The sequence below is a fragment of the Pseudomonas sp. RIT-To-2 genome, assembly GCF_029623465.1.
Lineage (GTDB): Bacteria > Pseudomonadota > Gammaproteobacteria > Pseudomonadales > Pseudomonadaceae > Aquipseudomonas > Aquipseudomonas silvicola.
Genome location: NZ_JAPYKM010000069.1, coordinates 1 through 12,364, shown reverse-complemented (window position 1 = coordinate 12,364; position 12,364 = coordinate 1). Strand labels below are relative to the sequence as shown.

At 66.0% G+C, this 12,364-nt stretch carries 11 protein-coding genes; 9 read left to right on the top strand and 2 right to left on the bottom strand.

Features of this window, described 5'->3' with window-relative positions; all coding sequences use genetic code 11:
- From QBK88_RS30115 to QBK88_RS30080, 8 genes are all read left to right on the top strand, one after another.
- Positions 1 to 1,148: fimbria/pilus outer membrane usher protein (locus tag QBK88_RS30115; protein WP_277964946.1), on the top strand; the 1,148-nt coding region annotated here is incomplete at its 5' end.
- A gap of 10 nt (positions 1,149 to 1,158) precedes the next feature.
- Positions 1,159 to 1,599 (top strand): spore coat protein U domain-containing protein, encoded by a 441-nt coding sequence (locus QBK88_RS30110; RefSeq protein ID WP_277964945.1) that lies wholly within the window; start codon positions 1,159 to 1,161, stop codon positions 1,597 to 1,599.
- Positions 1,600 to 1,616: 17 nt separating this feature from the next.
- Positions 1,617 to 2,120, top strand: a complete 504-nt coding sequence (locus tag QBK88_RS30105; RefSeq protein WP_277964944.1) for a nucleoside 2-deoxyribosyltransferase — start codon at positions 1,617 to 1,619, stop codon at positions 2,118 to 2,120.
- A 14-nt stretch (positions 2,121 to 2,134) separates the two neighbouring features.
- Positions 2,135 to 2,632, top strand: coding sequence for a hypothetical protein (locus QBK88_RS30100; RefSeq protein WP_277964943.1), 498 nt, complete (start codon positions 2,135 to 2,137; stop codon positions 2,630 to 2,632).
- A 7-nt stretch (positions 2,633 to 2,639) separates the two neighbouring features.
- Complete coding sequence (locus tag QBK88_RS30095) at positions 2,640 to 3,380, top strand: AraC family transcriptional regulator (RefSeq protein WP_277964942.1); 741 nt, start codon at positions 2,640 to 2,642, stop codon at positions 3,378 to 3,380.
- A gap of 240 nt (positions 3,381 to 3,620) precedes the next feature.
- Positions 3,621 to 5,069 (top strand): TolC family protein, encoded by a 1,449-nt coding sequence (locus QBK88_RS30090; RefSeq protein WP_277964941.1) that lies wholly within the window; start codon positions 3,621 to 3,623, stop codon positions 5,067 to 5,069.
- Positions 5,066 to 6,196 carry an HlyD family secretion protein gene (locus tag QBK88_RS30085; RefSeq protein WP_277964940.1) on the top strand — a complete coding sequence of 377 codons (1,131 nt, stop codon included), beginning with the start codon at positions 5,066 to 5,068 and terminating at the stop codon, positions 6,194 to 6,196. Before QBK88_RS30090 ends, QBK88_RS30085 begins: the two co-directional genes overlap by 4 nt.
- The gene (locus QBK88_RS30080; protein ID WP_268140787.1) at positions 6,186 to 7,688 is read left to right on the top strand and encodes a DHA2 family efflux MFS transporter permease subunit; all 1,503 of its coding nucleotides are present in this window, start codon (positions 6,186 to 6,188) and stop codon (positions 7,686 to 7,688) included. Before QBK88_RS30085 ends, QBK88_RS30080 begins: the two co-directional genes overlap by 11 nt.
- A 50-nt stretch (positions 7,689 to 7,738) precedes the next feature.
- On the opposite strand, the gene QBK88_RS30075 is transcribed toward QBK88_RS30080, so the two are convergent.
- Both QBK88_RS30075 and QBK88_RS30070 read right to left on the bottom strand, forming a co-directional pair.
- Positions 7,739 to 8,614 carry a LysR substrate-binding domain-containing protein gene (locus QBK88_RS30075; RefSeq protein WP_277964939.1) on the bottom strand — a complete coding sequence of 292 codons (876 nt, stop codon included), beginning with the start codon at positions 8,612 to 8,614 and terminating at the stop codon, positions 7,739 to 7,741.
- Between the two features lie 138 nt (positions 8,615 to 8,752).
- Positions 8,753 to 10,198, bottom strand: a complete 1,446-nt coding sequence (locus QBK88_RS30070) for a flavin-containing monooxygenase (protein ID WP_277964938.1) — start codon at positions 10,196 to 10,198, stop codon at positions 8,753 to 8,755.
- Positions 10,199 to 10,396: 198 nt separating this feature from the next.
- On the opposite strand from QBK88_RS30070, the gene QBK88_RS30065 reads away from it, so the two are divergent.
- Positions 10,397 to 12,010: a glycosyltransferase family 39 protein gene (locus QBK88_RS30065; RefSeq protein ID WP_277964937.1), complete on the top strand. Its 1,614-nt coding sequence runs from the start codon at positions 10,397 to 10,399 to the stop codon at positions 12,008 to 12,010.
- The last annotated feature ends 354 nt before the right edge of the window (positions 12,011 to 12,364 follow it).

Here is a 12,364-nt window from a genome sequence, read left to right as displayed (position 1 = left end):
CGGGCCAGCAATATGGTGTTGGCTTCAGCCATGCCAGCCGAGTGTTCAACGCGGGTTTCAGCGTGTTGCGCGCCGACCATGCCTTCAATGACCTGGCCTCGGCCAACGGTGACGACCGCCCTGGCACCAGCGTGCGCGCCAACCTTGGCTGGTCGCTGCCGGGCCTGGGGTCGTTGGGTGTGGTGTTCACCAAGAAGCGCGTGAACATTTACGACGACTATGCCCAGGCTTCCAGCAGCGTGCAGACCACCGCGCTGTCGGTGACCTGGTCGCGGCCACTGCCGTGGGGCGCCTATGGCTCGATCACGGCCTTGCATGACTACACCGGTACCACCGGCAACGGCCTGTTCGTCGGCCTGTCGATGCCCTTCGGTGACGGCGCCACCCTCAGCGCCAGCAGTAACCAGAGCGGCGGCGCCAGCTACCAGACCGTGCAAGCCGAACGCCCGGCGGTGGAGCGCGGTGACCTGGGGTGGCGGGTGTCCCACGAGGTAGGCGACCTGGATCGGGACGACCTGGCGTTGAACTACAAGACCCCCTATGGCCTGGTGGGCGGCGAAACCGAGCGCACTGGCACCGGCACCGACTGGCGTGCCAGCGCCCAGGGCGCCGTGACGTTGCTGGGCGGGCATCTGTTTGCCTCCAATACCATCGACGATGCCTTCGCCGTGGTCGATACCGACGGCCTGGCCAACGTCACCGTGCGCCAGGAAAACCGCGATCTGGGCCGTACCGACCGCAGCGGTCTGCTGTTTGTCGATGAACTGCGCGCCTATGAGGACAACCACCTGTCCATCGACCCCGGCGACGTCCCGCTGGACGTGGAACTGGCTACTGACCAATTGCACCTGGTGCCGGGCGACCGCAGCGCCCTGCGCGCCCATTTTGCTATCCAGCGCAGCCACAGCGCCACGCTGCACCTGGTGGATGCCCACGGTCACGCCTTGCCCGTTGGTGCTGTCGCGATACTGGTGGGCAGTGGCGAACGGGCCCTGCTCGGCTACGACGGCGAAGCTTTTTTCCAGCAACTGACCGCCCATGACCAAGTACGGGTAGAGGTCACCGGCCATCCGGCCTGCACCGTGCCATTCGACTACCACGCCGAGCCGGGCAGCATTCCCGACATCGGCCCACTTGTTTGCCATTAGAGGATTGCCCATGCGCCATTTGTTGTTCGGGCTACTGTTGCCCTTGAGTCCCGCCGCCCTGGCCCACACCTGCACGGTGGCCTCCACGCCACTGCTGTTTGGCACCGTGGCCGGTGTGGCAGGGCAGGTTCACAGCAGCACCGCCAATGTCACCGTGACGTGCGAGGCGGGCGCCACCGCCGCCATGGTCACTTACAGTCTGTATGTGGACGATGACGGTGGCCTCAGCCACGACTTGCACAACGGCAGCGGCACGGCTCAGTATCGGCTGTATACGGCGGCCGGCCACCAGCCGGTGCTGGGCGGCCAGGCCTTCGCCAGCGACAGCTACACCTTGGCCGCCCACGCCAGCACTTCCCGCACCTATACGTTGTACGCGCGCCTGCAGCCCGGCCGTGACGGCGCGCCGGGCGTGTACCAGGCCATGAGCGCCATCCGGTTGGTGTACTGATGTTCAGGAGACGATTGATGAACCCACCCAAGCCTGTGTACCTGGCCGGTTTCGATGTGTTTCGCCGCGATGCCGTTGCCTGCGGCCAGTACCTCAAGGCGCTATGCGCCGAACAGGGGCTGGAGGGCCTGTACCCTTTCGACAATGAAGTACCGGCAGGCCTGACGGGGGTGGCTGCCGCTCGGCTGATTTGTGCGCAGAACATCGCCATGATCCGCCGCTGTGACGCGGTGCTGGCTAACCTGAATGTATTCCGCGGCCAGGAGCCGGATTCCGGCACGGCCTTTGAGGTCGGCCTGGCGGTGGCCCTGGGCAAACCGGTGTGGGCCTATTTCGAGCCCGACCGCAGCCTGCGCCAACAGATTGCCCACGACCCTCAGGGCTATGATGCCCAGGGCTTCGCGGTGGAAGATTTCGACCTGCCGCGCAATTTGATGTTGGCAGCGAGCTGGGCAGGGTACAGTGCGACGGTCGAACAGGCGGTCGGCGATCTGCGCCGACACCTGGCATCGACGCCTTGAGGAGGTAGACGGCCATGGATCAAGTCCAGCAACTGGGCGAGATGCTCAAACACTATGCCCAGAGTGAAGAGCACAAGAAGCAGCAATTCGAAGCCCAGTGCAGCCATTGGAGCCTGAGCATCAACAGCCTGTTCGAGCGCATCGAACAGTGGTTGCAGCCGCTGCGCGACGGCAGTCTGTTGGAACTGGCCCGCGAGCCCTACCTGGCGACCAATGCCAGCTTCCCCGCGCCGGTATCGCCCTTCGCCAGCCACAAGCTGGTCATTACCCTGGCCCTGCGCACGGTGGAATTCGTGCCTGAGGCGATGGGCGCCAAGGGCCAGATCAGCCTGGCGGTGATGGGCCTGACCTCGGACCGCTATGGCAGTATCAGTGTCGTCTGCACACCGCCCGCCGAGGAGTGGCTGTGGCGCAAGGAACGCGGCGTCAAGGAGCCGGAAGCGCACCCGCTGACCGCTGACTTCCTGGCGCTGCAGTTGCAGGCACTGATCCCGCGTCAGCATCGGGAGTAGGCCGGGCATGTTCGACCGTTCACCCCTGCTGGCCTGTGCCGATGACTACGCCAATGGCGAGGTGATCGCCCCGCACTGTCATGGCCAGATCCAGTTCATCCATGCCATTTCCGGGGTCATGCGCGTGACCACTGGCCAAGGCAGCTGGGTGGTGCCGCCGGGCCATGCGCTGTGGGTGCCCGAGGCCATGGAACACGAAATCCGCATGACCGGGAACGTGCAGATGCGCACGCTGTTCATCTGTCCCGCGGCGCTGGACTTCAGCGTCACCGCGTGCAGGGTGGTCAAGGTGTCGGCATTGGTTCGCGAATTGATCCTGGCAGCCATCGGCGGCCTGGGCGCTGCCCGGCGCGAGGTGCGCGACCAGCACCTGCTGGGGCTGTTGTTTGCCGAACTGGAAGTGGCGCCGCCCTTGGCCACCCACGTGCCGCTGCCCCTCCAGCCGCGGTTGAAGGCCCTGTGCGAAGCCTTTGTGGCCGACCCTGCGCAGGAATCCACCCTGCAGGACTGGGCCGACCAGAGCAGCATGAGTTCACGCACCCTGGCGCGCCTGTTCCTGCGCGAAGTAGGAATGACCTTCGGCGAGTGGCGTACCCGCACGCGGCTGATCCTGAGTTTGCAGCGCCTGGCCTCGGGCGTCTCGATATTGGAGGTGGCGCTGGAGCATGGGTATCAGAGCCCGAGCGCGTTCAGTGCGATGTTCAAGCGTGAATTGGGGTATGCGCCCAGTCATTATCAGGTGGGGTAGGGTGGTGGTTTTTGGGGGTAGGCTTGATGCTTGTTGCGCCCTTGAGACCGAGCGCCGCCCGCGCGGCGCTTGATCTCAAGAACCCCACGACACCATCGCCTGGCACTTGGAGGCCCTGACGCAACCCTTCAGCAAAACCACCTTGTCCCAATCAAAACGACACTTGTCCAGATCTCACGAGCACTTCGCATACCGGATCCAATAATCTTCAGGCCTTGCCCTTCCAGATAAAGGTCCGCGATGCCCCCTGCCTGTTTTCGCCCGTTGCTCCCTTGGCTGTTGATGGCCATGTTGCCCGGCTGCAGCCAATGGGCCAGCCACGAACCCGCGCGCTCGTCGTTGCCCGCCACCAACCCTTTGCCAGCGTTGCCCGCGCAGGTCAGCAACGCCCCGTTACCCCTGCGCTGGTGGCAGCTGTACCACGACCCGGCCTTGGACCAAGTGGTACGCGAGGCCCTGGCCCATAACCGTGACCTGGCCCAGGCCAGTGCCCATGCGCAGGCCCTGTTGGCCGGCCTGCGCGAGGCCGATGCCCAGCGCTGGCCTTCCACCACGCTTGAAATGGGCGCCAGCTACGGCAAGACCGCCGATGACCAGACCCTGGCCAAGGCGACCGGCAGCCATGCGCCCGCCCAGTGGGAATTCAACCCCGGGCTCGAGCTGGCGTACCAGGTGGATGTGTGGGGCCAGGTGCAACATGCCATCGAACGTGCCCAGGCCAATGCCGAGGCGGCCGCGGCCGCTGAGGACCAGGTGCGTGTGACCGTGGCGGCACAGACCACGCGGGCCTACGTCGACACCTGTGCCTTGGGCGCCCGCGCCACCGTGCAGCGTCAGTCGCTGGCGGTGTTGGCTGATAGCGTCAGGTTGCTGGAACGCCAGCGCCGAGCCGGGCTGGTGACCGACTTCGAGGTGTCGCGCATGCAGGCCCTGCAAGGCCAGGTCCAGGCGGTGTTGCCGATGCTGGAGGCACGTCGGCAGGCAGCGGTGTTCGAACTGGCGACGCTGACGGGCAACGCAGCGCCGTCGCCGGTCAGTTGCCAGCAGGTACCGCGGTTGAGCGCCGAGCTGCCGGTGGGGGATGGCTGGCAATGGTTGGCGCGGCGCCCCGATATCCGCCAGGCCCAGCGTGAATTGCAAGCTGCCAGCCTGCAGGTGGACATCACCCAGGCTGACCTTTACCCCAAGGTCAGTTTCGGTGCCTCACTGACGTCTTCCAGCCACCCGTTGAACGAGCTGGGTGACAGCCACGCGGTGATGTTCGGCATCGGCCCGCTGATCAGTTGGCAGTTTCCCAACCGTGCTGCCAACCGCGCCCGGGTCGACCAGGCCCGAGCCCAGGAGCGGGGCCAGGTGGCCCGGTTTGATGCCCAAGTGCTCGGCGCGCTGCAGCAGGTGCGCCAGGCCCTGGTGCTCTACGACGGCGAGCGCCAGCGCCATGCCGCGCTGGCTCAGGCGCTGAGCAGCAGCCAGCGGGCCTTTGACCTGGCCCAGCGCAACTATCGCGCCGGTGCCCTGGACTTTCTCGATGTGCTCGACAGCGAGCGTGAACTCATCACCCTGCAAGCCGGCCTGGCCGATGCCGACGGCCAGTTGCTGCAACGCCAGATAGACCTGTTCGCCGCCCTGGGGGGCGGCTGGCAGCGCGACGACCCCTCTCTTTCCACTGCTGACGGAACCGCACCATGAACATTGCCGCCCATGACATCGACCACAGTGAGGCCCAGGCCCAGGCCCTGCGCCTGCGCCGCAAGCGCCGGTTGCAACTGGGGGCCGGGGCGCTGGGGCTCTGCGCAGCGGTGACCGTGGCGGGGTACTGGTGGCTGGAGGGGCGTTTCCTGGAAAGCACCGATGATGCCTACGTACGCGCCGACTGGGTGCCGGTCAGTGCCCGCATCAACGGCTATGTCGCGCAGGTGCTGGTGGCCGACGACCAGCCAGTGAAAGCCGGGCAAGTGCTGGTGCGCATGGACGACCGCGACTACCTGGCCCACCGTGATCAGGCCCGTGCGGCCGTCGCCGAAGCCGATGCCGCCGCGCTGGCCGGCCAGGCCAGCCTGGCCGTGGCCCACGACCGGGTCGCCGAGCAGCAGGCTGCCATCGCCCAGGCCGCCGCCCAGGCCCAGGGCAGCCGCGCCGAACTCCAGCGGGCCAGTCTTGACCGCCAGCGTTATCAGGGCCTGGTGCATGACCAGGCCGCCAGCGCCCAGCGCCTGGAAAGCGCCGAGTCCAGTTTCGCCCAGGCCCGCGCCAGCCTGGATGCCGCGGTGGCGCGCCAGCACCAGCAAGACCTGGCGCTGAACGTAGCCCGTGGCCGCGAGACCCTGGCCCAGGCCACCTTGCAGCAGCAGGTGGCGCGTCAGGCTCAAGCGCGGGCGCAGTTGGCGCTGGCCGACAATGCACTGGAAGATACCCTGATCCGTGCGCCTTTCGACGGCATCATCGGCCAGCGCAAAGTGCGCGAGCGCCAGTACCTGTCGCCCGGGCTGCCGCTGCTGGCCGTGGTGCCGGTGCAACAGGCTTACGTAGTGGCCAACTTCAAGGAAACCCAGTTGCAGCACATGCACCCCGGCCAGCCGGTGGAGCTGCGTGTGGACAGCTATGGCGGCCAGCGTCTGCAAGGGCATGTGGCGAGTTTCTCGCCGGGCTCGGGGGCCGTGTTCGCGCTGTTGCCGTCGGACAACGCCACCGGCAATTTCACCAAGATCGTCCAGCGTTTTCCGGTGCGCATTGTGCTCGATGAACCCCAGGGCCAGGCCCCGATCCTGCCCGGCATGTCGGTGGTGGCGACCGTGGACACCCGCCATGAGCGTTGAGCAACCGGTTTCCCTGCGCGCCTGGGTAGCGGTCATTGGTGGCCTGTTCGGTTGTTTCATGGCGGGGATGAACGTGCACGTCACCAGCGCCGCCCTGCCGGAAATCGAAGGCGCGCTGGGGGCCAGCTTTCAGGAAGGGTCGTGGATCTCGACCGCGTACCTGGTGGCCGAGATCGTCATGATTCCCCTCACTGCGTGGTTGGTGGAGGTGTTCTCGCTACGCCGGGTGATGCTGGTGGGGGCGTTCGTGTTCCTGCTGGCCTCCGTGGCCTGTTCGCTGGCGCCCAATCTTGCGGTGATGATCGCTATCCGCGTGGTGCAGGGCGCGGCGGGGGCGGTGCTCATCCCCTTGTCATTCCAGCTGATCATCACCCAACTGCCCGCCAGCAAGGTGCCCATGGGCATGGCGCTGTTCAGCTTGGCAAACAGCGTTGCCCAGGCGGCCGGGCCGTCCATTGGAGGCTGGCTGACCGACGTCTACAGTTGGCGCTGGATCTTTTACCTGCAACTGGCACCCGGTGTGTTGCTGTTATTGGCGATCGCCTGGGCCATCGATGCAAGCCCCATGAAACTGGGGTTGCTCAAGCGCGGCGACTGGGCAGGGATCGCCGCCATGATCATTGGCCTGGGCGGTGTGCAGATCGTGTTGGAGGAGGGCGGGCGGGAAGATTGGTTTGGCTCCGATTTCATTGTCTGGATGAGCGTGGTGTCGGTCGCGGCGTTGGTGTACTTCATCGGTTCGCAGTTGTATGGCAGCCGCGCCTTCATCAACCTGAGGTTGCTCAAAGGCTACAACTTCGGGGTCGCCAGCGTGGCCATGTTCATCTTTGGCGGCATGACCTTCGGGCTGGTGTTCCTGGTGCCCAACTACCTGTCCCAGCAGCAGGGCTACAGTGCCAGTGAGGTAGGTGTCAGCCTGATCCTCTACGGCCTGGTGCAGTTGCTGCTGGCGCCGCTGATGCCGGCGCTGATGCGGGCATTGAACCCCAAGCTGATGGTGGCCGGCGGTTTTCTGATCATGGCGCTGGGCTGTTATCTGGGGGCATTCCTGGACGCCGATAGCGCCGCCAACGTCATCGTGCCCTCGGTGGTGGTACGCGGCATTGGCCAGCCGCTGATCATGGTGGCGCTGTCGGTACTGGCGGTGGCCGGCCTGAGCAAGGCCGAAGCGGGCTCTGCCTCGGCCTTGTTCTCGATGCTGCGCAACCTGGGCGGCGCGGTGGTCACCGCAGCCCTGGCCCAGGCCGTGGAAGTGCGCGAACGGGTGCACAGTGAACGTATCGGCGAGACCTTAAGCCCCTTCATGGCGCCGGTGCAGGAGCGCCTGGGCGGCATGCTCGACCCCTCGTTGCCAGAGCAGCAACAGACCCTGGCGTTGATGATGGCCAGCGTCCGGCACCAGGCTTACCTGATGGCGTACAGCGACGCGTTTTTCGTCGCGTGCGTGGCGCTGGCGGCGTGTGCGGGGGCGGCGATGATGATGCGGCGGTGACGGGGCGTCCGCATCGCCGCAAGGTGACTTGCCAGCAGTGATGCAGTCCCCTAAACCTCAATCCCCACCACCCACTCCCGTGCCGCCACCACCCGTCGATCACCCTCGGCCCGATGCACCAGCACATACTGCCGTGCCGCGCCGGCGGTGAGTGGTGACACCACCTTGAGCAAGCCCAGCCGCACATCCTGCTCCACCAATGCCAGGGGACACAACGCCACGCCATGCCCGGCGATGGCCGCGGTGCTCATCTCGTTGAAGTCGTCGAACACCAGTCCGGGCTGGGGTGGCACTCCCTCCAGCCCGGCGTCGGCGAACCATTGCTGCCACGGACGGCTGTCGATGTGGTGCAGCAAAGGGGTTGCCAACAGCGCTTGGGCCGTGTCCAGCGGTGCACTGCGCTGCAGCAGCGCCGGGCTGCAGACCGGTTGCGCGGCGCCGCTGAACAGCGGCCAGGCCTGCAATTGCCCCTGGTAGGGACCGTCGCACGGGATGATCGCCAGGTCGGCGTTCTCAGGCAGGGTGCAGGTGTCGCCTGCATCGAACATCAGGCGCATGGACAGTTCGGGGTGGGCCGCGTTGAAATCGGCCAGCCGCGGGATCAGCCAGCGCAATGCCACCGGTGCCGGGCATGCCAGTATCAGTGGCCTGTCGCTGGGGCGCGCGAGGGTGCGTCCGCACGCCTGGTCGAGGCGCTTGAACACGTCGGTCAACGACGTCGACAACTCGCCACCCGCGGCCGTCAACCGCATGCCCCGCCCGTGGCGGCTCAGCAGCGGTGTTTCGAACCAGGCCTCCAGCTCGCGCAACTGCCGGACAATGACCGCATGGGTGAGGCCAAGCGTGGCAGCGGCTTCGCTGACGCTTTCAAGGCGGGCAGCGGCCTCGAAGGCGCGTAGCGCGGGCAGGGGAGGAAGGCGGGCCATGGGAAACGCTCACAGGGGGAAGCGGCCAATATAACGATTTGTACCGTTCCATTTTGTTCAAGAGTTTGTGGCCATGTTTCTGCCTCGGGCCACTCTCTGTGGCGGCTGCAACCTATGGGGCGAAAGTGGCTTCTGCTCTCAGGAAAACTCAAGCGCCGGGTGTTCCACGCGCCCGAGGCAAAAGAACAGGTAGTCCAGCAAGTAGTTCTGGCGCAGCAGCCAAGGCGCACGCGCGCCTTGCTTGGGCAGCCCGTCCAGGGCCCGCAACACGTAGCTGGCGTGCAGGTCCAGCAACGGCCGACGCTCACCCGCGGGGCCATCCAGCCGGGGCCGGCACTGGTGGTAGCCGTGGCGGCGCATATGGTTGAGCAGACGGCACACCTGGCGCGACGACAGGTCGGCACGCAGGGTCCAGGAGGCATTGGTGTAGCCCACACAGAAGGCCAGGTTCGGTACCCCGTCCAGCAGCAGCCCTTGGTACGCCACGCACTGGCCCAGGTCCACGTGCCGGCCATCAACGCTCAGGGCCATGCCGCCACAGGCCTGCAGTGTCAGGCCTGTGGCGGTGACGATGATGTCGGCGGCCAGGTGCTTGCCCGAAGCCAGGCGCAGGCCGTCAGGTTCGACGCTGGCGACCGTATCGGTGACCACCTGGGCCTTGCCGCTGGCTAGAGCCTTGAACAGGTCGCCATCGGGCACGATGCACAGGCGCTGGTCCCACGGGGCGTAGCGCGGGTTGAAATGCGTATCCACCGCGTAGCCCTTGGGCAGTGCGCCGGCTACTCGCAGGCGCAGCAGCCTGCGGGACAGGCTGGGCAGGCGCCTGCACAACTGGAACAGGGCAAGCCCCGCCAGGGCGTTCTTCCAGCGGGCCAGGCTACCTGCCCACCGGGCTGGCAGGCAGCGGCGCAGGGCATTGGCCAGGGGGTCGCGGGCGGGCAGGGCAAGCACATAGCTGGGCGAGCGCTGCAACAGCGTGACCTGACGCGCCGCCTTGGCCAGCGCGGGTACCAGTGTGACCGCCGTGGCACCGCTACCGATCACCACCACCTGCTGATCGCGCCAGTCAAGGTCGTCCGGCCATTGTTGCGGGTGCACCCAGCGGCCACTGAAACGGTGTTCGTCGGGGAACGCCGGGCGGTATCCCTGGGCGTAGTCATAGTAGCCGCAGCACAGGTACAGAAAACCGCACTGGTATTGGCGTGGTTCGCCGTCGGCGCTTACCTGCAGCGTCCACAGGCGCAGGGTGCTGTCCCACGCCGCGGCCAGCACGCGCTGGTTGAAGCGGATGTGCTGATCGATGCCGCCGGCTCGGGCTGTGTCATGCAGGTACCGGGCGATGCTCGCGCCGTCGGCGATCGACGCCTCACCCTGCCACGGCCGGAAGGGATAACTGAGGGTAAACATGTCCGAATCCGAACGGATGCCGGGGTAGCGGAACAGGTCCCAGGTGCCGCCCAGGTCCGCGCGGGCCTCAAGCACCGCATAGCGGTGCCCGGGGCATTGTTGCTGAAGGCGCCAGGCAGCCCCGATGCCGGACAGGCCGGCACCGATGACCAATACGTCAAAGGCCTCGATTGTCATGATCTTCCTTGTCTTGTTCTGTAATGATTGGCACCCGGCATTTACGTGCCCCATGACATAAATTTGATAACTGCTCGCTGATACTGTGCGCGCTCCCCTCCAAAAACGGAATTGCTTCGATGGGTACCCGATTCGTCCAGTTGCTGTCGTTCCTGACCCTTGCCGGTATTGTCTTCCTGACGCTGTCGGGGATCGCCAATGCTTGAGTTGCCTGCCCATGCTTCCCGTGGTGTCGCCCGTCAGGCCTGGTGTGCGGGGCTGATCGCGCTGGTGCTGTTCATGGCCGGCGTCTGGGGGCAGGCCCCGGTCGGTTTCGATTCCCGGTTCTTCCTGTTCGCCCAGGAAATGCTACGCCATGGGCCCACGTTCTTCCCGACCACTTATGGTGAGCCATACCCCGACTATTCGGCTACGTCCACCTTCTTCGTGTACCTGCTGTCGCTGCCGTTCGGCCGGGTGAACAGCTTTACCGCCTGGCTACCCAGCGCCATTGCCGCGGCCGCGACCGTGGCCCTGCTGTATCGGCTGGTGGCGCCGTATTCGCGCCAGTGGGCGCTGATCAGCATCGCCTTGCTGGCGTTGAGCGGCACTTTCGTCATGGAAACCCGGGCGGTGTCCCAGGACCTGATGCTGACTGCCGTGGCCCTGGGGGTGTTCTACCTGGGCTACGCCTGCGACCATTTCCACACGCCGCGCCGCCTGGCCGTCATCGCCGCGCTGCTGATCCTGGGGTTTGCCATTCGCGGGCCCATCGGCCTGGTGGTGCCCACCGGCATGCTCTGCGCCTACTACCTGGTCAGTGGCCAGTGGCGGCGCCTGTTCGGCTTTGGCGTCAGCGCCCTGATCCTGCTGGGCCTGGCCATCGGCCTGCTGCTGTGGCTGGCCCGCGTGAGCGGGGGCGACGCCTTTGTCACCGAAGTGGTGCACATGCAGGTCACCGGGCGCATCGACGGTAGCGAGGGGGCCAGCGGCCCGCTGTACTACTTCATCAGTTCACTGGGCAACTACGCGCTGGCCTACCCCTTGGCCTTGCTGGTACTGGCGGGTGCCTGGTTCACCGGGCCGGCACGCCAGGGGCCGGGCCTGCAGCTGCTCAAATGCTGCGCCGTAGCCGGACTGATCGTGCTGTTGGGGCTGTCGGTCCCACAGGCCAAGAAAGCTCGATATGTATTGCCAATGCTGCCCATGGCCGCGGTGATTGCCGGCTACCCCTTTCATCGCTTGGGTGGGCGCGTCTTCGCCTGGTTGCGCGGCGGCATGCAGACCCTGTGGCTGGTGATGCCTGGCCTGCTGCTGGTCGGGTTGCTGGTGGCCCACCGGCGTTTCCCCGAGTGGCTGCCCCAGGTAATGGCTCCGGTGGCGGTGTTGACGGTGCTGCAACTGCTGGCCCTGGCGTTGCTGGCGAGGCCGGGCATTCGTGCCATCGGGCTGGCGTACTGTGCCGTGCTGGCGCTGTGGTCCAGCTACATTCTGGTGTTCGAACCCACGGAGCGCGCCCTGTACGACACCCGCCAATTCAGCCTGCAGGTCGACCGTGCCACGCAGCAAGCGCCTGGCGCGTTGGTGCTGCACGGCATGGGCAAGGACGCCAAGGCGATCAAGTTCATGGTCAACATCGATCGTGACCTGCGCCCGCAGTTCACTGACAGCCCGGCGCAACTGGCGGCGCTGCCGGTCGGCACCTGGGTGATGATGGACGCCAAGGACCATGATGCCCTGGCCGGCACCCCGCTGGGCGCGTCGGCGCCGGTGGCGCTGGGCAAGTTCGACAAGGACGACTACGTACTGCTGCGCGTGCCGCCTGCCACATGAGGGTGGCAAATGCCGTCGCGTGAACCACGCCACTGCTGCGTGGTGCACACGGTGTGTCCGAAACTCCCCAGAGCCTGTTACAAGGCCGCGGGTAACGTGTAGCGGACCTGGCCGCGTCACAAACGCGCGCAGCCTCAGGCACTGCGTAGTTACCGCCGACGCGGTCATGCGTCTGCTCCCTTTTCAGGGTTTGGACACTCACCAGCCTCGCTTTCCAGCTCTTCAGAAATCACACCGCCAACTTAGGGACGCGTCCTACATTTTCTTCCAGCGGCCCCGCGTAGAGTTTCCCTCTTTCCTCCGCCTGTGCGGATTCAAGGAGGTAGCCCATGGCGTCAACCACCCCAGGCATCC